The 19,705-nt window shown below is 70.2% G+C and carries 19 protein-coding genes; 2 read left to right on the top strand and 17 right to left on the bottom strand.

Translation table 11 applies throughout. The annotated features are described in order from the left end of the window. Positions 1-6: 6 nt before the first annotated feature. The 5 genes from tatC to HNR61_RS34895 are packed head-to-tail and all read right to left on the bottom strand — an operon-like array spanning position 7 to position 3,637. Positions 7-894 carry a twin-arginine translocase subunit TatC gene (gene tatC, locus HNR61_RS34915; RefSeq protein WP_246444340.1) on the bottom strand — a complete coding sequence of 296 codons (888 nt, stop codon included), beginning with the start codon at positions 892-894 and terminating at the stop codon, positions 7-9. A gap of 54 nt (positions 895-948) precedes the next feature. After that, on the bottom strand, positions 949-1,335 hold the full coding sequence (gene tatA / locus HNR61_RS34910) for a Sec-independent protein translocase subunit TatA (protein WP_182847394.1): 387 nt from the start codon (positions 1,333-1,335) through the stop codon (positions 949-951). Positions 1,336-1,362: 27 nt separating this feature from the next. Continuing rightward, positions 1,363-1,593 carry a hypothetical protein gene (locus tag HNR61_RS34905; protein ID WP_376770291.1) on the bottom strand — a complete coding sequence of 77 codons (231 nt, stop codon included), beginning with the start codon at positions 1,591-1,593 and terminating at the stop codon, positions 1,363-1,365. Then, a complete protein-coding gene (locus HNR61_RS34900; RefSeq protein WP_182847393.1) occupies positions 1,590-2,669 on the bottom strand; it encodes a helix-turn-helix transcriptional regulator in 1,080 nt (359 codons plus the stop codon). The genes HNR61_RS34905 and HNR61_RS34900 overlap by 4 nt, the downstream gene beginning before the upstream one ends. Beyond that, on the bottom strand, positions 2,666-3,637 hold the full coding sequence (locus HNR61_RS34895) for a helix-turn-helix transcriptional regulator (protein ID WP_182847392.1): 972 nt from the start codon (positions 3,635-3,637) through the stop codon (positions 2,666-2,668). Before HNR61_RS34895 ends, HNR61_RS34900 begins: the two co-directional genes overlap by 4 nt. 108 nt (positions 3,638-3,745) lie before the next feature. Between HNR61_RS34895 and HNR61_RS34890 the strand changes: the two genes are divergently transcribed. Continuing rightward, the gene (locus tag HNR61_RS34890) at positions 3,746-4,804 is read left to right on the top strand and encodes a DUF3866 family protein (protein WP_312898249.1); all 1,059 of its coding nucleotides are present in this window, start codon (positions 3,746-3,748) and stop codon (positions 4,802-4,804) included. On the opposite strand, the gene HNR61_RS34885 is transcribed toward HNR61_RS34890, so the two are convergent. From HNR61_RS34885 to HNR61_RS34830, 12 genes are all read right to left on the bottom strand, one after another. Beyond that, positions 4,780-5,319 (bottom strand): DUF3291 domain-containing protein, encoded by a 540-nt coding sequence (locus HNR61_RS34885; protein ID WP_182847390.1) that lies wholly within the window; start codon positions 5,317-5,319, stop codon positions 4,780-4,782. The two genes, HNR61_RS34890 and HNR61_RS34885, sit on opposite strands and share 25 nt — an antisense overlap. Before the next feature lie 32 nt (positions 5,320-5,351). After that, positions 5,352-6,044 (bottom strand): helix-turn-helix transcriptional regulator, encoded by a 693-nt coding sequence (locus HNR61_RS34880; protein WP_182847389.1) that lies wholly within the window; start codon positions 6,042-6,044, stop codon positions 5,352-5,354. Between the two features lie 65 nt (positions 6,045-6,109). After that, entirely contained in the window at positions 6,110-7,048 is a 939-nt protein-coding gene (locus tag HNR61_RS34875) for an FKBP-type peptidyl-prolyl cis-trans isomerase (RefSeq protein ID WP_182847388.1), read from the bottom strand. Between the two features lie 75 nt (positions 7,049-7,123). Further along, on the bottom strand, positions 7,124-8,482 hold the full coding sequence (gene pafA / locus HNR61_RS34870) for a Pup--protein ligase (RefSeq protein WP_182847387.1): 1,359 nt from the start codon (positions 8,480-8,482) through the stop codon (positions 7,124-7,126). A 190-nt stretch (positions 8,483-8,672) separates the two neighbouring features. Beyond that, a complete protein-coding gene (gene prcA, locus HNR61_RS34865) occupies positions 8,673-9,410 on the bottom strand; it encodes a proteasome subunit alpha (RefSeq protein WP_182847453.1) in 738 nt (245 codons plus the stop codon). A gap of 21 nt (positions 9,411-9,431) precedes the next feature. After that, positions 9,432-10,301 (bottom strand): proteasome subunit beta, encoded by an 870-nt coding sequence (prcB, locus tag HNR61_RS34860; protein WP_157420301.1) that lies wholly within the window; start codon positions 10,299-10,301, stop codon positions 9,432-9,434. A gap of 173 nt (positions 10,302-10,474) precedes the next feature. Then, on the bottom strand, positions 10,475-11,635 hold the full coding sequence (locus HNR61_RS34855; protein WP_246444338.1) for an endonuclease VII domain-containing protein: 1,161 nt from the start codon (positions 11,633-11,635) through the stop codon (positions 10,475-10,477). Positions 11,636-11,770: 135 nt separating this feature from the next. After that, entirely contained in the window at positions 11,771-11,980 is a 210-nt protein-coding gene (locus tag HNR61_RS34850) for a ubiquitin-like protein Pup (protein WP_182847386.1), read from the bottom strand. Positions 11,981-12,310: 330 nt separating this feature from the next. Beyond that, a complete protein-coding gene (gene dop / locus HNR61_RS34845) occupies positions 12,311-13,828 on the bottom strand; it encodes a depupylase/deamidase Dop (protein WP_182847385.1) in 1,518 nt (505 codons plus the stop codon). Between the two features lie 302 nt (positions 13,829-14,130). Continuing rightward, on the bottom strand, positions 14,131-15,894 hold the full coding sequence (gene arc, locus HNR61_RS34840) for a proteasome ATPase (RefSeq protein WP_182847384.1): 1,764 nt from the start codon (positions 15,892-15,894) through the stop codon (positions 14,131-14,133). A gap of 307 nt (positions 15,895-16,201) precedes the next feature. Beyond that, complete coding sequence (locus HNR61_RS34835; protein WP_182847383.1) at positions 16,202-17,209, bottom strand: tRNA (adenine-N1)-methyltransferase; 1,008 nt, start codon at positions 17,207-17,209, stop codon at positions 16,202-16,204. A gap of 111 nt (positions 17,210-17,320) precedes the next feature. Next, the gene (locus tag HNR61_RS34830) at positions 17,321-18,508 is read right to left on the bottom strand and encodes a site-2 protease family protein (protein WP_312898248.1); all 1,188 of its coding nucleotides are present in this window, start codon (positions 18,506-18,508) and stop codon (positions 17,321-17,323) included. Positions 18,509-18,810: 302 nt separating this feature from the next. On the opposite strand from HNR61_RS34830, the gene HNR61_RS34825 reads away from it, so the two are divergent. After that, on the top strand, positions 18,811-19,677 hold the full coding sequence (locus HNR61_RS34825; protein ID WP_246444454.1) for a RecB family exonuclease: 867 nt from the start codon (positions 18,811-18,813) through the stop codon (positions 19,675-19,677). The last annotated feature ends 28 nt before the right edge of the window (positions 19,678-19,705 follow it).

Raw genomic sequence — 19,705 nt, 5'->3', positions numbered from 1 at the left:
ACGGGGTCAGGAGAGCCCCCGCTTGCCCTGCTCCAGGTTGCCCTGCTCCAGCTCGGCGTCGATCTCCTCCAGCCGCAGCGGGGAGATCTCGTCGTCGGCCAGGGCGGCGTCGGGGTCGACGCGGCGGGCGCGGCGCCGGTCGTTGAAGTAGGCGACCAGCGCGGCCAGCTCGTACAGGATCACCGTGGGCAGCGCCAGCACCAGCATGGTGACGGGGTCGCCGCTGGGGGTGGCGATCGCGGCGAACACGAAGATCCCGAACACGGCGATCCGCTGGGTCCGCTTGATCCGCTCGAAGGTGAGCACGCCCACGACGTTCAGCATCACCACGAACAGCGGCAGCTCGAAGGTGACGCCGAAGACCAGCAGCATCATCAGCACGTAGCTGAGGTACTGGTCGACCTGCACCAGCGGCAGCACCCCCTCGATGCCGAAGCCGCCGAGGAACAGCTGCAGGCCCTTGTCGATGAACAGGTAGGCCAGCCACGCGCCGACCAGGAACAGCGGGACCGCCGCCGACAGGAACACATACGTCCAGCGGCGTTCGCGCTGGTACAGGCCGGGGGCGACGAACGCCCACATCTGGTACAGCCAGAACGGCGAGGACAGCACCAGGCCGACGATGATGGCGATCTTCAGCCGGATGAAGAACTGGCTGAAGATGCCGCCGGCGACCAGGTTGCACTTGCCGTTGAGCTCCTTGGCCGCCTGGATCTGGCAGTAGGGCTCCTTCAGCAGCTCCCAGATCGGCTGGAAGAACACGTAACCGACGATCATGCCGAGCAGCAGGAAGAAGATCGCCTTGATCAGTCGGTTGCGCAGCTCACGGAGGTGCTCCATGAGCGACATGCGGCCTTCGGGGTTGGCCGGGGGAGCGGAACTCAGGAACTTCATGGTCGCCGAGGGTCCAGGAGGTGGGGGCCGCCGATCGGGGTGGGATGGGGAGGGTCAGGACTTGCGCAGGCGGTCGGGGTCCGACACCGGAACGCCCTGGATCGGCTCCCCGGAGGTCAGCGGGCGCGCGCCCGAGCCGTACTGCTGCTGGGCGGCCTCGCGCTCCAGGCGGGCGGCCTCCTCGCGCAGCCGGGCGGCCTCGGCGCGGGCGTCGGCCGACTGCGCCTGGGCCTGCTGGCCCTGCGCCTGCTGGCCCGGCTGGCCCGGCTGGTCGGCGGCCTTGTCGCCGTCGTCGTCATCGTGCAGGCCCTTGGTCTCGGCCTTGAGGATGCGCGCGGAGCGGCCGAGGGAGCGGGCCAGCGCCGGCAGCTTGGCCGAGCCGAACAGCAGAAGGACGACGAGCAGGATGATGATCCACTCGCCGGCACCGAAACTGGGCATGTATCCGTCCTCTTCACCAAGTGGTACTCACGACGATCGTACGCCGTCGCCGGAGTCGCGCGCCGCACGCGCCTCCTGGAGATCGCGGAGTTCATCGCGGAGCACCGCGTGTTTGGGTTCCAGCCGTGCGCGGGCCCGGTCGAGTTCACGTCCGAACCGGCGAACGCCCAGGTAGACCTTGAACGCGCAGAACGCCACCACCACCAGGCCCGCGACGCTGAGCCCGATCGTGACCAACGACACCGCCGGCATCGTCAACGACCTCCTCGCGGCTCATCGTACGCCGCCGCGCGCGCCGTGCCCGGCGGGGCCGACTCGTACAGCGCGAGCGCGCGGGCGGCGTCGTCGCGGACGGCGCCGGCCAGCTCGGCGGGGGCGGTGATGCGGCCCTGGTCGCCCAGCCGCAGCGCCAGGCCCCGCACCCAGCGGGTGTCGGGGGTGCGCAGCACGATCCGCAGCCGTCCCTCGCCGAGCTCGGCGACGCTCTCGCACGGGTAGTAGTCGGCGACCCAGCGGCCCTGCGGGGTCAGCTCCAGGGTGACCGCCACGTCCTGCGGGGACGGCCGGAACAGGCCGGCGTCGACGTCGATCGGCTCGGCGTCGTCGGGGACCTCGGCGGCGACGTCCAGGACCTGCAGGGCGCTGATGCGGTCGGTGCGGAACAGCCGGACGCCCTCGGCGCGGCGGCACCAGCCCTCCAGGTAGGTGTTGCCCTCCACCACCAGCAGCCGCATGGGGTCCACGTCGCGTTCGGTGTTCTCGTCGCGGGCGGGCACGTAGTAGGCCAGGTGGACGCGGCGGCGCCGGGCGATGGCGTCGCGCAGCAGCGCCAGGGTGTCGCCGCCGGCGTCGACCTCGACCGCGACCTTCCCGGCGACCTGGGCGGCGGCCCCGGCGGCGCTCTCCAGCTTGGCGATCACCCGCGACAGCGCGTCGCGGTCCTGCAGGCCGGGCACCCCGGCCAGCATCCGCAGCGCCACCAGCAGCGCCCCGGCCTCGTCGACCTTCAGCCGCAGCGGCCGGGCGATCGACTCGGCCTCGGTGACGGTGATCTCGCCGCCCTCGTAGGACAGGTCGATCGGGCAGTAGGGGTCGGGGGCGCGCAGCTCCACGCACCACAGCAGGTTCAGGTCGTCGATCAGCTGCTTCTCGGTGACGCCGAACGCGGCGGCGGCCTGGTCCAGGGCGACGGTGTCCCGGTTGATCACGTACGGGACCAGCGCCAGCAGCCGGCCGAGCCGGTCGGTGGAGGTGCCCGAGCCGCCCCGGCCCCGGCCCTTGCCCGCGGGCCTGCCCGGGGCCTTGGCCCCGGTCCTGTTCTCGGTCTTGCTCACTGTCCGCCTCCCCCCGCCAGGACCGCCTTCAACTGCTGGATGACCGCCTCGCGCAGGTCCGGCGGGTCCAGGACGACCACGTCGTCGGCGAACCGGGCCAGGTAGGGCGCGAACCGGTCCACGTCGCGGAACGTCAGCGTCGCCTCGTCCCAGCCGCCCTGGCCGTCCCCGGCGGGCCGCACGTCGCGGGCCCAGCGGCGCGGGCCCTGCGCGGCGCCCTGCCGCAGCCGCACCGTGGCCGGGCGGGGCTCGGCGAGCGGGTCGCCCCGGTCGAACGCGATGCGCCGCACGTCCACGCCCTCGGGCACCACGACCGACCCCTCGGGGCCGTCGGGGACGACCTCGCCGACGATGCGGCTGAGGCGGAACACCCGCGACTCGCCCCGGTCGCGGTCGTGGCCGACCACGTACCAGCGGCCGCGGCGGCTCACCACGCCCCACGGCTCCAGGTGCCGCCGCGCCACCGAGGTGCGGCCGACGCCCTGGTAGTCGAAGGCGACCGGCCGGGCGTCGCGCACCGCCTCCCACAGGGCGGGGAACGCCGGGTCGCCGGTGTCCAGCCGCGGCTCGATGCCCACGGCGGTGGTCTCGTCGGTCTCCACCCCGGCGGCGCGCAGCTTCAGCAGCGCGCCGGAGGCGGCCTCGGCCATGCTGGCGCGCTGCCACACCCGGGCCGCCAGGCCCAGCACCGCGGCCTCGTCGGGCGTCAGGTGGATGTCGGGCAGCTCGTAGGCCTGCGGCGGGATCCGGTAGCCGGTCTCCTCGCCGTCGCCGTCGCTGCCGACCTCCAGGGGCACGCCCAGCTCCCGCAGTTCCTCCTTGTCGCGTTCGAACATCCGCTTGAACGCCTCGTCGGAGTCGGGGTAGCCGGGAACGGCCCGGCGGATCTGCTCGGCCGTCAGGTAACGGCGCGTGGCGAGCAGGCAGACCACCAGGTTGAGCAGGCGCTCGGTCTTGCGCCGCGACACTTCCCCACCACCTCTTCGCTCGCGGGCCGTTCGCTCAGCGGGTCCCGCCCGTTTTCCCTCTCCCAGGACGCTACCGTCTCCCCTGTGATCCGATGGCGTAAAGGCACCGTGCAAGACGTTCGCCGGGAGTGGCCGGGGGCGGTCGAGCTGACCGTCCTGATCGATGACGACGGCCCGCGCCGGGCACTGGCCTATCCCGCGCTGGTGGGGCGGCCGGAGCCGGGCGACACCGTCCTGCTCAACACTACGGCCTTGGCGATGGGTCTGGGGACCGGCGGGTACGCGATGGTCGTCGCGGTGCCCGACCGGCTGCCCCCCGACCCGGCGGGCCCGGGCCACCTGGTCAAGGCCCGCTACACCCCCCTGCAGGCCACGGTGCTGGGCGCCGACGAGCAGGACTCCCCCCACCACGGGCTGCTGCGGGAGGCCGACTCGCTGTACGGCGCCCCGGTGATCGTGGCCGACCTCCACTCGGCGCTGCCGCCGATCCTGGCGGGCCTGCTGGCCGAGCGGCCCGGGACGCGCGTGGTGTACGTGATGCCCGACGGGGGCGCGCTGCCCGCCTGGTTCTCCATGTCGATCGCCCAGCTCAGGGCGGCCGGGGCGCTGGCGGCGACGGTGACGGTGGGGCAGGCGTTCGGCGGGGACCTGGAGGCGGTGACCGTCCACACCGGGCTGCTGGCCGCCCGGCTGGTGCTGGACGCCGAGGTGATCGTCGTGGCGCAGGGACCCGGCAACCTCGGAACCGGCACCAAATGGGGTTTCTCGGGCGTGTCGGCCGGGGAGGCGATCAACGCCGCCGCCGTGCTGGACGGCCGCCCGGTGGGCTGCCTGCGGGTCAGCGAGGGCGACGCGCGGGAACGCCACCTCGGCGTCTCCCACCACAGCCTCACCGCCTACGGCCGGGTCGCGCTCGCCCGCGCCCAGATCGCGGTGCCGGAGCTGGGCGGCCCGTTCGGGCAGCGCGTCGCCGCCGCGGCCGCGTCACTGGGCGACCGGCACGAGCTGGTCCCGGTCGGCGTGGAGGGCCTGCGCGACGCGCTGGCCTCCGCCGAGAAGGACTGGGGGGTGCGGCTGTCCACGATGGGCCGCCGCCTGGACGAGGACCTGGCCTACTTCCTCACCGCGGCCGCCGCGGGCCGTCACACCGCCGCGCTGCTGGCCTGACCCGCACCGGCCGGACCGGCGCCCGAAGGGCCGGCAAGGGCCGGGTCGACCGCCCGCGCCTCCTCGGCGGTGTAGGAGGAGGCGAAGGTGAACGCGCGGGGCGAGGGGCCCTCGGCGCGCAGCAGCTCCAGCCGTTCGGCGGCCTCGGCCACGCCCGGCACGTGCCCGGCGGGCACCCACCACATCACCAGGTGCGCCTCGGCGGGCCGCTGGAACCACTCCCGGCGGCGGCGCATCACCTCCAGATGGCCGCTGCGGTAGACGTAGTCCCACAGCGCCTCCGCGCCCTCCCAGACCGTGAGGTTCACGATCACGTCGGGTCCGAACGGGCGCAGTCCCGTGGCGTCGTCGCCCTCCTCCCCCACCAGCCGCCACACGAACCCGGGCGCGGCGTCGGCGAGGGCGTTGATCGGTTCCAGGGCCGCCACGAAGTCGGCGATACGCGGGTCCTCCAGGGGGAAGCGCAGCGCGGCGATGTTGAGCTGGGCCAGGTGGAAACGGGAGTCATCGGGCATGCTCGCCATCCCACCAGCCCACCCCTTCTATGTCAAGACTCGTTGTTTTTAGAAGGTTCCACCACCGTGCAGCACTCCCCCGGCCGCGGATCCATCCGCGCCCGCCAGCCGTCCGCACCCTCCAGCAACCCCTCCAGCAGCGCCAGGTTCATCCCGCACACCAACGGCGGGAAGCGCTCGGCGACGGAGTGGAAGGGGCAGTTGCGCATGCGCAGCACAGACCCGGCCCCGGCCCCTGCGCCGTCCTGGCCCTCGTCCCCGTCCTCGCCCTCGTCCCAGTAGGGCTCGTAGCCGCGCGACCGCAGCAGCGACGCCAGCTCCTCCCGGTCCCCCACCGGCCCCCGCGACGCCCGGCCCCGGCGGCGCGCCGCCTCCCGCACCCCGTCGTCCAGCCCGGCGGCCTCCGCCGCCTCGGCCAGCAGATCGGCGGCCGTCCGATAGTCCCGGGCGGGCAACGCCACCTGACGCTCCACCGGGGAACGCCGGTACACCTTCGCCGGACGCCCCGCCCCCGGCCCCGACCGCCCCGTCAGACGACGGCTGCCGCTCTCCAGCAGCCCCGCCTCGACCAGCCGGTCCAGATGAAAGGCCGCGAGGGTGCGCTGCACCCCCACGGCCTCGGCCGCCTCGTTCCGGCCCACCTCACGGCCCCGCGCGGCCACGAACTCGTACAGGCGACGCCGCACCGGATCCTGAAGCGCCGCGATCGCGTCGATGTCCTCCACCCGGCCATTCTAAGAACAGCCGCAATTGGCGTTAGAACACCGGGGCAGCGCTCAGCGCAAACCCCTCAGTGCACGCCCAGCAGGTCCACCACGAACACCAGCGTGTCATCGCCCTTGATGCCCGCCTGCGGCAACCCCTTGGCCCCGTACCCCAGCGACGGCGGCACCACCAGCAGCATCCGGCTGCCGACCTTCTGCCCCACCAGCGCCTGATCCCACCCCTTGATCACCTGACCGGTGCCGATCGTGGTCGCGTACGGGTTGCCCACCTGCCACGAGGAGTTGAACACCTGGCCGTTGCGCCAGAACACCCCCGCGTACTGCAACGCCAGCAACTGCCCCTTCTGCACCGCCGGACCGTTGCCCCGCACCAGCGTCCGCACCTGCAACGTCCTCGGCGGCGCGACCTTCGGCACCGACACCTGCGGAACCTGAGCGCCCGCCACCTTCGGCAGCCTGGAATCGTCCAGCGGCTGCGGCGCCCCCTGCGCCGCCGCGTCCTTCGGATACACCGCCCGCACGTCCAGCACGTACACCAGCGTGTCCCCGGCGCTCACCTGCTGCTGCGGATTACCGTTCTCCCCGTAACCGTCCTTCGGAGGAATCCGCGCCACCACACGCGCCCCCGCCTTACGCCCCGCCAGGGCCTTGTCCAACCCCGGAATCAGCTGCCCGGTCGGAAACGCCCCCGGCTTACCGTCCACATAACTACTCGCCAGCAGCTTCGACGAACCCTTCGCCCACCGGTACCCCACATAGTCGGCGATCACCATGTCGCCCTTGCGGGCCTGCGCGCCCCTACCCTCCGCCAGCGCCTTCAACGCCAGCTCCTTACCGGGCTCGTCCCCCTTGGGGATCACCACCTCCGGCTTGGTCCCCGCCGCCCCCTTCACCTCCACCTGCACATCACCCGACCCCGAACAGGCCGACAGCGCCAGCGGAGCGGCCACCACGGCCACCAGGGGCAGCACCACAGAACGGAACGGGGCGGAACGACGGCGCATAAAGGTCCTTACACGCGAGGAGGGTGAGCGCTGACGAGCGCTCACCCTACCCCGCCGATGACCTGCCGGTAGTCGTTACATCCCGGCGATCAGCTTGTCGACCCGCTCGTCCACCGACCGGAACGGGTCCTTGCACAGCACCGTCCGCTGCGCCTGGTCGTTCAGCTTCAGATGCACCCAGTCCACCGTGAAGTCCCGCCGCTTCTCCTGCGCCCGGCGGATGAACTCCCCGCGCAACCGCGCCCGCGTCGTCTGCGGCGGCACCGACTTCGCCTCGAAGATCGCCAGATCGCGCGTCGCGCGCTCCACCGACCCCCGCTTCTCCAGCAGGTAGTACAACCCCCGCTCCCGATGCACGTCGTGATACGCCAGATCCAGCTGCGCCACCCGCGGCGACGACAACGGCAGGTCGTACTTGCGCCGGTACCGCTCGATCAACTGGTACTTCGTCACCCAGTCGATCTCCCGCGCCACCAGATCCAGATCACCGGTCTCCACCGCGCGCAGCGTCCGCTCCCACAGATCCAGCACCCGCGTCGTGATCGCGTCACCGCCACGCCGGTCCACGAAATCCTTGGCCTTGCCGAAGTACTCGCGCTGGATCTCCAGCGAACTCGCCTCACGACCGTTCGCCAACCGCACCTTGCGCCGACCCGTCATGTCATGACTGACCTCACGGATCGCCCGGATCGGATTCTCCAGGGTCAGGTCGCGCATCACCACGCCCGCCTCGATCATCCGCAGCACCAGATCGGTCGCCCCGACCTTCAGCAACATCGTCGTCTCACTCATGTTCGAGTCACCGACGATGACGTGCAGCCGACGGAACCGCTCGGCGTCCGCGTGCGGCTCGTCCCGCGTATTGATGATCGGCCGCGAACGGGTCGTCGCCGACGACACACCCTCCCAGATGTGCTCGGCCCGCTGCGACACGCAGTACACCGCACCCCGCGGCGTCTGCAGCACCTTCCCCGCCCCCGCGATGATCTGCCGCGTCACCAGATACGGGATCAGCACATCGGCCAGCCGGCCGAACTCCCCGTGCCGCCCCACCAGATAGTTCTCATGACAGCCGTAGGAGTTCCCGGCCGAGTCGGTGTTGTTCTTGAACAGGTAGATGTCACCGGCGATGCCCTCCTCGCGCAACCGCCGCTCGGCATCCACCAGCAGACCCTCCAGGATCCGCTCCCCCGCCTTGTCGTGCGTCACCAGATCGACCACGTTGTCGCACTCGGGCGTGGCGTACTCGGGGTGGCTGCCCACGTCCAGGTAGAGCCGCGCGCCGTTGCGCAGGAACACGTTGCTGCTGCGGCCCCACGAGACCACCCGACGGAACAGATAGCGCGCCACCTCATCAGGTGACAACCGCCGCTGACCGCGGAAGGTGCAGGTGACGCCGTACTCGTTCTCAAGCCCGAAGATGCGCCTGTCCACACACTCGACCCTATGCGGCCGGACGTCGACTTGGCAGCCTTCACCGCCGGTTGTTTCGCCGACACCACCCCCACCCCACGGCCATGATCGGCCACCGCCCCCGCAACCCGGACCGAACACCGAAACGGCGAAGGCCCGCCGCACACGCGACGAGCCCCCACCAACGACCAGCACTCACCCCGAAAGCCGCTCAGGCCCCCGAAGCGCCCTCAGAACCACCCTCCGAGGCCTCCGCCGCACCGCTCTCCGTACTCCCCAGCAACTCCCCGATCCGCGCCGCCGGAAGCCGCCGGAACAACCGGTGCTCACGATTCCGATCCAGCACCGCCACCTCCAGCGACTTGGCCTCCAGATGCCGGTCGCTGTCCTGCGCCTCCAACGACTGCACCGCCACCCGCAGCGCGTCCGCCAACGACGCACCCTCGGTGTAACGGTCCTTCAACGCCTGCGCGACCGCGTCCGCCTGACCGCCCATCGCCACATAACCATGCTCGTCGGCCACCGAACCATCGAACGTCAACCGGTAGATCTGATCGGTCTCCGCCGACTCCCCGACCTCCGCCACGACCAACTCCACCTCGTACGGCTTGTTGGTCTCCGTGAAGATCGTCCCCAGCGACTGCGCGTACACGTTCGCCAGACCCCGCGCCGTCACATCACGCCGGTCGTACTGGTAACCGTTGACATCCGCGTACCGGACACCACCCAGCCGCAGGTTCTCGAACTCGTTGTACTTCCCGACCGCCGCGAACGCGATCCGGTCGTAAATCTCACTGATCTTGTGCAGCGCCCGCGACGGATTGTCCGCCACGAACAGGATCCCGTCGGCGTACTGAAGAACGACAACGCTACGACCCCGCGCGATCCCCTTGCGCGCGTAGTCCGCCTTGTCCTTCATCTGCTGTTCGGGCGAGACGTAGAACGGCATCGACACCGGTCCGCTTCCCTTCTATCGCAGCGGGGCGGTCGGACCGCCCGGCGAGTCGTAACGGCCATCCACGACGGTCCGCGCCAACGCGCCGACCTCGTCCTCACCGAGCCGGCGGTACCCATCGGACGTCACCGACGCCACCACCGGGAAGATCCTGCGCGTCAGATCCGGCCCACCCGTCGCCGAGTCGTCATCCGCCGCGTCGTACAACGCCTGCACGCACACCAGCGCCGCGTCCTCCGCCGACAGATCCGGCCGGTACAGCTTCTTCAACGCCCCACGCGCGAATACCGACCCCGACCCGATCGAGTGGAAGTCCCGCTCCTCGTACCGCCCACCCGCCGGGTCATACGAGAAGATCCGCCCCACATCGCGAACCTCGTCATAACCCGCGAACAGCGGCACCACCGCCAACCCCTGCATCGCCATGCCGAGGTTCTGCCGCACCATCGTCGCCAGCCGGTTCGCCTTACCCTCGATCGACAGGGTCCGGCCCTCGCGCTTCTCGTAGTGCTCCAGCTCCACCTGGAACAACCGCACCATCTCGATGCCGATCCCCGCGGTCCCCGCGATCGCGATCGCCGAGAACTCATCGGCCCGGAACACCTTCTCGATGTCCCGCTGCGCGATCATGTGACCCGCGGTCGCCCGCCGGTCCCCCGCCATCACCACACCACCGGGGAACGCCACCGCCACGATCGTCGTACCGTGCGGAATCTCCTCACCCGCCGACACCGACGCCGGAAGCGACCGCCGCCCCGGAAGCAGCTCCGGCGAATACGCCCCCAGGAACTCCGTGAACGAGGACGTGTCCGGGCTCGCGAACAACCCGGACGACCGTCCGGTCTGCGACTCGTGGGACGCCACGCGACTCCTTCCCTCCACCATGGCACCGCCGACGCACACCCGCGCCGACGCTGACAACCAAGACCCTACTGTTCGATCGACGATCGGCGCATGCCGCGCACACCCCGCCCCGCTCCGCCCACGGCGAACCCGCCAACGAAACACCACAGAGGACCCGACGCCTCACCGACGCACCGGCTCATCGACTCACCGGCTCACCGCGCGGCCAACCAACGATCGATCGGAAAGCGGCTCACAGCCCGATCCCCCGGCAACGCGATCCACGACTCCCGAATCGCCGGCTCCGCCTCCCGCAACGCCTTCCGATGCGCCGCGTCCCGCTCCCGGTAGCCATCCCAGCCGTCGAGGGGAACGGTCGAGGGATCAACATCCGGAACGGTGAACGACAGCCGCGTCCCACCACCCGCAGCGGGCACCTCGGTGACCAGCTCACCGAGGAGATAGTCGGCCGCACGCCGCAACGTCCCCGGGTCGTCACGCAACTGCCCCATGCCGGTGTTGCACCCACCGCACAGCATGCCGCGAACGGCCAGCGTGTCGTGACAGTGATCGACGTGCTCGGCCGGGCGATCGCAGCAGATCGCGCATCTGCCCTTCTGCAGATCGAGCAGGAGCAGAGCGTCGCGTTCGTTGATCCCGTACCGGTGGCGAAGCTTGTAATCCCGGGGCGTCCCCTTGAGATCCGCCACGGTGCGGCGGCCCCGGTCCGGCCAGCCTTCGATCACGTCCGCGCCGAGCTCCAAGCGCATCAGACGCGCGTGCCAGGTGAGCCGCTCCAGGTAGTCGGCGGCCTCCTTGATCACCCAGACGTCTTCCTCGAACTGGCCCAGACCACCGTTGCACCCGAAGCACAACATGCTCCGGACCAGACCGGTCACATGGCCGTGATCCACATGAGCGGCCGGGGACCGAAGGCAGATGACGCAGATCCCGCCCTGGCGTGCGAGCAGAGTGTCGGCTTCCCGCTCGGTGATGCCATAGCGGAGCTTGAGCAGGTAGTTGCGACTACTTCCGTGATTACGCTCCCGGATCTCCGCCATAGCCTTGTTGTGACACGGCTTGCAGTAGGCGGCACGCCCATCCGGATTGGCGCGGTTGCCGCCGAAGGCATCCAGTTGCTGGATTTCTTTGCACCGCGGACAGTACTTCATCCCCTCGGGCACAGCCGAATACCGTCGATACTCCCTGGACTTCTTACCTTCGGCTCTTCTCTTGCCGCGATAGGACTTCGCGCCCCGGAGGCCGAAACACTCCTTGCAGTAAAGCGCAAGGCCGTCCTTGGACGCCTTGCGCTTCCAGAACTCTCCGACGGGCTTGAAGAGACCGCAGTCACGGCACTTCTTCACGTCGGACATGAAACCCACCCTCCCACCCCGGAGCGCAACTCCGGCGTCGAATCCGCGAACCGTTGGTTTCCAATCTAACGGCACGCGTGTTCGACGTCCCCCGTTTTAGGATTTAGGTCATTCCCAAAACGGACATACCAGGATTTACTCCCCTCCCTTTTGGACGTAGCTCCTGACAAATTCCTCTGCGTTCTCTTCGAGAACTTCGTCGATTTCGTCCAGAATTGCGTCGACGTCCTCGGACAGTTTCTCCTGGCGCTCCTGAACGTCGCCCGTGGTCTCGGCCTGGGTCTCCTCGACCTCTTCGGTGCGACGTTCGGTCTGCTTCTGACCGCCGGTGTCCTTCGTGGCCATCCCGTACCTCCACTCTGCCGGTGCCCCCAACCCTATCCTCGATCTTGGCCGACGAGCGGGTACCGGCTCACCCGTTTTCGCGGGTGGCCGCGCGGGGGGCCTGTCGGGGTTATCGCCGGTGCGCGAAACGCTGAAACGGGCAAACCGGTCACAAATCAGCGGCGGCCTCTGGGGGCTCATAACGTCTTTGGGAAGGGCCTTGGTGGGGAAGTCCGGGGAACGGCGGAACGCCCGCGAGAGGGGCTCTCGCGGGCGTTCGGGCGGTGTTCGTGTCGCGGTGGGACGTTGCCGCGGGTGTTGTGGTGGGCCGGGTCGTCGCTGTGGGGTGGGTCAGTTCTGGCCGGTGAGTGTGGCGACGAGGTCGGCTGCGGTGCGGCAGCGGTCGAGGAGTGCGCCGACGTGTTGGCGGGTGCCGCGGAGGGGTTCGAGGGTGGGGACGCGTTGGAGGGATTCGCGACCGGGGACGTCGAAGATGACGGAGTCCCAGGAGGCGGCGGCGACGGAGTCGGCGTACTGGCTGAGGCATCGGCCGCGGAAGTAGGCGCGGGTGTCCTCGGGGGGGTGCTCGATGGCGTGTTGGACGCGTTCTTCGGTGGTGACGCGGTCGATGCGGTCGCGTGCGACGAGGCGGTTGTAGAGGCCTTTGTCGGGGCGGATGTCGGTGTACTGGAGGTCGACGAGTTGGAGGCGTGGGTGGGACCAGTCGAGGCCGTCGCGGTTGCGGTAGCCCTCGAGGAGTTCGAGTTTGGCGACCCAGTCGAGTTGGCGTGAGAGCCGCATGGGGTCGTCTTCGAGGTGGGTGAGGGTGGTTTCCCAGCGGTCGAGGACGTCGCAGGTCATCTCGTCGGCGTCGGAGCCGTGGCGTTCTTCGACGTATTTGCGGGCGAGTTCGAGGTATTCCATCTGGAGCTGGACGGCGGTCATCTTGCGGCCGTCGCGCAGCGTCAGGAGGTGTTTGCAGGTGGGGTCGTGGGAGATGGCGCGGAGGGCGGCGACGGGCATGTCGACGGAGAGGTCGACGGTGATGAAGGAGTCTTCGATCATGGCGAGGACCAGGGCGGTGGTGCCGAGCTTGAGGTAGGTGGAGATCTCGCTCATGTTGGCGTCGCCGATGATGACGTGGAGGCGCCGGTATTTCTCGGGGTCGGCGTGGGGTTCGTCGCGGGTGTTGATGATGGGGCGTTTGAGGGTGGTCTCCAGGCCTACTTCGACTTCGAAGAAGTCGGCGCGCTGGGAGATCTGGAAGCCGTCGCCGCGGCCGTCGACGCCGATGCCGACGCGGCCTGCGCCGGCGATGACCTGGCGGGAGACGAAGAAGGGGGTGAGGTGCCGGACGATGTCGGCGAAGGGGGTCTCCCGCTTCATGAGGTAGTTCTCGTGGCAGCCGTAGGAGGCGCCTTTGTTGTCGGTGTTGTTCTTGTAGAGCTGGATGGGGTGGGTGCCGGGGACGAGGGCGGCGCGTGCGGCGGCGTCGGCCATGACGCGTTCGCCGGCCTTGTCCCAGATGACGGCGTCGAGGGGGTTGGTGGTCTCGGGTGCGCTGTATTCGGGGTGGGCGTGGTCGACGTAGAGTCGGGCGCCGTTGGTGAGGATGACGTTGGCGAGGCCGAGGTCCTCGTCGGTGAGCTGGCTGGGGTCGGCGACTTCTCGGGCGAGGTCGAAGCCGCGCGCGTCGCGTAGGGGGTTCTCCTCTTCGAAGTCCCAGCGCGCTCTTCTGGCCCTGGCCGCCGAGGCCGCGAGGTAGGCGTTGACGACCTGGGAGGAGGTCACCATCGCGTTCGCTCCTGGTTGGCCGGGTACGGAGATGCCGTACTCGGTCTCGATGCCCATCACCCGCCGAACACTCATGTCGTCGAGCCTATCGGGGCGTGGGGGCTGTAGCCATGGGGCGTCGGTCGTGGCGTCGTGGTGTGGCGTGGGGTGGCCGGGTGAGGACGCGGCGCGGCGGCCGTCCCCGGGGTGGGGGCGGCCGCCGCGTGGTCGGTCGGCTTGTCGGGCGTGGTGTTAGAGGTATTGGCCGGTGTTGGCGGAAGCGGCGCTGTGATGGATCGGCGCGTCTTCCGCCTTCGCCACCGTCTTACAGGTACTGGTCGGTGTTGGCGGAAGCGGCGCTGTGATGGATCGGCGCGTCTTCCGCCTTCGCCACCGTCTTACAGGTATTGGCCGGTGTTGGCGACGGTGTCGATGGATCGGCCGGCCTCGGCGCCCTTGGTGCCGGAGACGAGGGTGCGGATGTAGACGATGCGCTCGCCCTTCTTGCCGGAGATGCGGGCCCAGTCGTCGGGGTTGGTGGTGTTGGGCAGGTCCTCGTTCTCGGAGAACTCGTCGACGCAGGCGGCCAGGAGGTGCTGGACGCGCAGGCCTTTCTGTCCGGTTTCGAGGAACTGTTTGATGGCCATCTTCTTGGCTCGGTCCACGATGTTCTGGATCATGGCGCCGGAGTTGAAGTCCTTGAAGTAGAGGACTTCCTTGTCGCCGTTGGCGTAGGTGACCTCGAGGAAGCGGTTCTCCTCGGTCTCGGTGTACATGCGCTCGACGACGCGTTGGATCATCGCTTCGATGGTGGCCTTGGTGTTGTCGCCGTGTTCGGAGACGTCCTCGGGGTGGAGGGGCAGGCCTTCGAGGAGGTACTTGGAGAAGATGTCCTTGGCGGCTTCGGCGTCGGGACGCTCGATCTTGATCTTGACGTCGAGTCGGCCGGGGCGCAGGATCGCCGGGTCGATCATGTCCTCGCGGTTGGAGGCGCCGATGACGATGACGTTCTCCAGGCCCTCGACGCCGTCGATCTCGCTGAGGAGCTGGGGGACGATGGTGTTCTCGACGTCGGAGGAGACGCCGGATCCGCGGGTGCGGAAGATGGAGTCCATCTCGTCGAAGAAGACGATGACGGGGGTGCCGGCGGAGGCCTTCTCGCGGGCTCGTTGGAAGACGAGCCGGATGTGGCGTTCGGTTTCGCCGACGTACTTGTTGAGCAGTTCGGGGCCCTTGATGTTGAGGAAGAAGCTCTTGCCTTCCTGGCCGGTCTTCTCGGCGACCTGTTTGGCCAGCGAGTTGGCGACGGCCTTGGCGATGAGGGTCTTTCCGCAGCCGGGGGGGCCGTAGAGCAGGACGCCCTTGGGTGGGCGGAGCTGGTGTTCGCGGAACAGGTCCGCGTGCAGGTAGGGGAGTTCCACGGCGTCGCGGATCTGCTCGATCTGGGGGCCGAGGCCGCCGATCTCCTCGTAGGAGATGTCGGGGACCTCTTCCAGGACGAGTTCTTCGACCTCCGCCTTGTGGATCTTCTCGTAGGCGTATCCGGATCGGGGTTCCAGCATCAGCGAGTCGCCGGCGCGCAGCGGGACGCCGCGCAGCGGTTCGGCCAGCTTGATGACGCGCTCTTCGTCCGCGTGTGCGATGACGAGGGCGCGTTCCCCGTCGCCGAACAGTTCTTTGAGCATGACGACTTCGCCCTGCTCTTCGAAGTCGAGTGCCTCGACGATGTTGAGCGCCTCGTTCAGCATGACCTCTTGGCCGCGCTGGAGTTCGTCGATGTCGACGGCGGGGCTGACGTTCACGCGGAGCTTGCGTCCGCCGGTGAAGATGTCGACGGTGCCGTCGTCGCGTGCTTCGAGGAACACGCCGAACCCGGAGGGTGGTTGGGCGAGTCTGTCCACTTCCTCCTTGAGCGCCACGATCTGCTCGCGCGCTTCTTTGAGGGTCGCCACGAGACGCTCGTTCTGACCCGTAATGGCGGCCAGATTGGCCTGTGCCTCATGGAGACGTTCTTCCAGAACCCTGACTTGGCGGGGGGATTCCGCGAGCTTGCGACGCAGCACGGAGATCTCCTCCTCTAGGAAGGACACCTGCGTCTGGAGGTCCCTGACCTCCTTGTCCTGCTGCGCCCTGCGCGCCCCAGCATCGTCACGAGCGGCCACGCCCCGTCACCTCCTCAATGAAGAGAGCCGACGACCTACAGAGACCCTACCTATCTGGAGGGCTTCCGTAACCTGCCCTTTCGGTTCTCGTGTCGTGTCGGGGGCGTGCGCGGTGGGTTCGGAGGGGGCGCGGCGGGTGTGGGGAATGCCGTCGGCGCCCCTGCGGTGAAGGTGGGTGGGGGTGTTTTCGGTGGGTGCCGCCGAAAGGTTTTCCGATTTCAGCGGGGTGTCGGGGTGGGGAGCGCGGTCGGGGGCGCTGTGTGAATTCGCCGTTACGGGTCGGTGGTGACGGCCCGGTGGGTGTGATCTAGACCGCACCCTGATCTTCGGTCGAATTTTCGGCGTTCGGCGTGTCGGGGGCCGCGGCGGGGTCGGTCACGAGGTCGGTGGCGGGGTCGGTGGCGGGGGTGGGGGGTTCGGTGTAGGCGCCCTTGGCGGGGCGGCGGCGCCGGGCCGGCGGGGTGACGCCGTCGGCGAGGCGGCGGGCGGTGACCAGGAAGCCGGTGTGGCCGACCATGCGGTGGTCGGGGCGGACGGCCAGGCCCTCGCAGTGCCAGGAGCGCAGCATGGTCTCGAACGCGTAGGGCTCGGCGAACGCGCCGTGGTCGCGGAGTTCTTCTACTACGCGTGACATCTGGGTGGTGGTGGCGATGTAGGCGCAGACCATGCCGCCGGGGATCAGGGCCTTGGCGACGGCGTCGACGCATTCCCAGGGGGCGAGCATGTCGAGGACGACGCGGTCGACCTCGGTCTCGGACAGGTGGTCCTGGAGGTCGCCGAGGGTGAGGCGCCACGCGGGGTGGGGGCCGCCGAAGAAGCGTTCGACGTTGGCGCGGGCGGTGTCGGCGAAGTCGGGGCGGCGTTCGTAGGAGGAGACCAGGCCGCGGTCGCCGACGGCGCGCAGCAGGAAGCAGGTGAGGGCGCCGGAGCCGACGCCGGCCTCCACGACGCGGGCGCCGGGGAAGATGTCGGCCTGGGCGATGATCTGGGCGGCGTCCTTGGGGTAGACGACGGCGGCGCCGCGGGGCATGCGGACGGTGTAGTCGCTCAGCAGGGGGCGGAACGCCAGGTACTCGACGCCGCCGGTGGAGCGGAACACGCTGCCTTCGGGGCTGCCGATGACGTCGTCGTGGTCGATGGCGCCCTTGTGGGAGTGGTACTGCTTGCCGGGCTGCAGGGTGATGGTGTTGATGCGGCCCTTGGGGTCGGTGAGCTGAACCTGGTCGCCGGGGCGGAACGGGCCGTGGGGGATGCGGCCGGTGGTGGGCTCGTCCGGGGTGCCCGTGGAGGGGTGCTGCGGCGTGGTTTCGCTCATGGGTGACAAGGCTATCGGTGCGCGGGCGTTGCTCGGCCCGTGCTCAGCCGGTGGTCGGCCCGTGCCCAGCCGGTGGTCAGGCCGTGTCCGGCGGCCGGTGGGCGGGGCCGGTCACAGGCCCGCGAACGCGCGGTCGACGTCGGCGGTGGCCAGGACGCCGTACACCGACCCGTCGGGTTCGGTGAGCAGGTACTCGGTGGCGGGGGCGCGGCGCAGCGCGATGATCAGGTCCTCGCCGCCCAGGTCGGCGGGGAGGGTCAGGTCGGGTTCCAGTGAGCGCGCCAGGTCGCCGACGGTGATCCAGGGGCGGCGGTGGTCGGGGGTGGCGAGGACGGCCTTCTCGCTGACCAGGCCGCGGGGGGCGCCGTCGTGGTCGACGACGACGATGGCGCCGGCCTGCTGCTCCTGGGCGCGGCGGACGGCCTCGGCCAGCGGCACCTCGGGGGTGACCCGGGTGGCGCGGCGGGCCAGGCGGCGGGCCTGCAGGAGGGGGAAGCGGTCGCGGATGCGTTCGGCGCGGATGGCCTGGCTGGCGCCGATCCAGATGAACGAGGCGATCAGCGCCGACCACAGCAGCGCCAGCCAGCTGATCCCGCCGCCGGTGCCGGTGCGGTAGGTGGCGGCGTAGGCGCCGCCGAACAGGCACAGCAGCGCCAGGACGCGGCCGACCTGCCCGGCGACGATCGCGCCGTTGCGGGCGCGGCCGGTGGCCTTCCAGACGGCGGCGCGGACCAGCCGGCCGCCGTCCAGGGGCAGGCCGGGCAGCAGGTTGAACACGCCGACCAGCAGGTTGGCGAAGGTGAGGGCCTCCACCAGCAGCGCCAGGACCGGCGGCAGCGGCAGGGTCGCGTGGACCAGCAGCCCTCCCCCGGCCAGCACGAGGTTGGTGAGGGGTCCGGCGAACGCGATGAGGAACTCGCGGCCCGGGGTGGGGGCCTCGCGTTCGATGGCGGTCTCGCCGCCGAGGATGTGCAGGGTGACCGAGCGGACCGGCAGGCCCAGCACCCGCGCGGTGATCGCGTGGCTGAGCTCGTGGACGAACACCGAGGCGTACAGCAGCACGGCGTAGGCGAACGCGACGGCGTAGCTGGCGGGCCGGGCGACGATCTCGCCGAGGCGGTCGTTGACCTGGCTCTCGAACATGACGGTCACCAGGATCGCGACCAGGAACCAGCTGGGCGACACGTACACCGGGATGCCGAAGGGCCGCCCCATGGGCAGTCCGGGGCGGGGGGCGGGGCCGCCCGCGGGGTCGCCGGCCGGGTGCTTGTCCTCGGCCGGGGGCGCGCTGTTGGTCACGTTCCCGATGCTACGGCCCCGGGGGCGGGATCCGCGCACGGGCCGGGCCGCGCATGGCCGGCCGGGTGGCGGGGCGGGTGGGTTCGGGTGTGGGTTTTCGTCGGAGGGGTCGCCTACGCTGCTGTGTCATGACGACGGGGACCGACGGCAGGGTGGACGAGGCGGCGGGCGGCCGGGACGAGGCCCCCGGGACGGAGCAGGACCCCCGGACGGAGCAGGACCCTCAGGCGGGGCAGGACCCTCAGGCGGGGCAGGGGCCCCGGGTGGTCGGGTCGTTGTCGCCGTCGCGGGCGGGCGACTTCATGACGTGCCCGCTGCTGTACCGCTTCCGGGTGATCGACAAGATTCCGGAGAAGCCGTCTCCGGCGGCGGTGCGCGGCACGCTGGTGCACGCGGTGCTGGAGCGGCTGTTCGACCGTCCGGCGGCCGAGCGGACCGCGGCGGCGGCGCTGGAGCTGCTGGGGCCGCAGTGGGAGCGGCTGCTGGCGGCCGAGCCGGAGCTGGCGACGATGTTCGCCGAGGGCGAGGCCGGGGAGGCCGAGCGCGACGGCTGGCTGGAGCAGGCGCGGCGGATGCTGGAGCGGTACTTCACGATGGAGGACCCGCGGCGGCTGGAGCCCGCCGAGCGGGAGCTGTTCGTGGAGACGGTGCTGGAGTCGGGGCTGAAGCTGCGCGGGTTCATCGACCGGGTCGATGTGGCGCCGTCGGGTGATGTGCGGATCGTGGACTACAAGACCGGTGCGGCCCCGCGCGCCGACTTCGAGACGCGGGCGCTGTTCCAGATGAAGTTCTACGCGCTGGTGCTGTGGCGGCTGCACGGGCGGGTGCCGCGGTTGTTGCAGCTGATGTACCTGGGCAACGGCGAGATCCTGCGGTACGAGCCGGACGAGGCGGATCTGCGGGCGACCGAGCGGAAGGTCGAGGCGCTGTGGCAGGCGATCCGGCGGGCGATGGACACCGGCGAGTGGCGGCCCCGGACCAGCCGGTTGTGCGACTGGTGCGACCACAAGGCGCGGTGCCCGCAGTTCGGGGGCACTCCCCCGCCGCTGCCCGCCCATGCCGGCGGGAGCGGGGCCGGTGGGGCCGGTGAGGGGGCCGGGGCCGGTGGTGCGGTTCCGGTGGTGGCGGTGACGGCGGATTCGGACGGCCCGGAGCACGACGACCTGTGAGCGGCCGGGTCATCCTTGCGGAGGATCA

The organism is Actinomadura kijaniata (genome assembly GCF_014138665.1).
GTDB lineage: Bacteria > Actinomycetota > Actinomycetes > Streptosporangiales > Streptosporangiaceae > Spirillospora > Spirillospora kijaniata.
This window is presented reverse-complemented; position numbering and strand designations above follow the sequence as displayed.

Excerpts from the sequence above, each read along its gene's own strand:
- tatC (WP_246444340.1), bottom strand. The coding sequence starts at position 894 with ATGAAGTTCCTGAGTTCCGCTCCCCCGGCCAACCCCGAAGGCCGCATG.
- tatA (WP_182847394.1), bottom strand. The coding sequence starts at position 1,335 with ATGCCCAGTTTCGGTGCCGGCGAGTGGATCATCATCCTGCTCGTCGTC.
- HNR61_RS34885 (WP_182847390.1), bottom strand. The coding sequence starts at position 5,319 with ATGCCCGATGACTCCCGTTTCCACCTGGCCCAGCTCAACATCGCCGCG.
- HNR61_RS34875 (WP_182847388.1), bottom strand. The coding sequence starts at position 7,048 with ATGCGCCGTCGTTCCGCCCCGTTCCGTTCTGTGGTGCTGCCCCTGGTG.
- prcA (WP_182847453.1), bottom strand. The coding sequence starts at position 9,410 with ATGCCGTTCTACGTCTCGCCCGAACAGCAGATGAAGGACAAGGCGGAC.
- prcB (WP_157420301.1), bottom strand. The coding sequence starts at position 10,301 with ATGGTGGAGGGAAGGAGTCGCGTGGCGTCCCACGAGTCGCAGACCGGA.
- HNR61_RS34855 (WP_246444338.1), bottom strand. The coding sequence starts at position 11,635 with ATGTCCGACGTGAAGAAGTGCCGTGACTGCGGTCTCTTCAAGCCCGTC.
- HNR61_RS34850 (WP_182847386.1), bottom strand. The coding sequence starts at position 11,980 with ATGGCCACGAAGGACACCGGCGGTCAGAAGCAGACCGAACGTCGCACC.
- dop (WP_182847385.1), bottom strand. The coding sequence starts at position 13,828 with ATGAGTGTTCGGCGGGTGATGGGCATCGAGACCGAGTACGGCATCTCC.
- HNR61_RS34835 (WP_182847383.1), bottom strand. The coding sequence starts at position 17,209 with ATGAGCGAAACCACGCCGCAGCACCCCTCCACGGGCACCCCGGACGAG.
- HNR61_RS34825 (WP_246444454.1), top strand. The coding sequence starts at position 18,811 with ATGACGTGCCCGCTGCTGTACCGCTTCCGGGTGATCGACAAGATTCCG.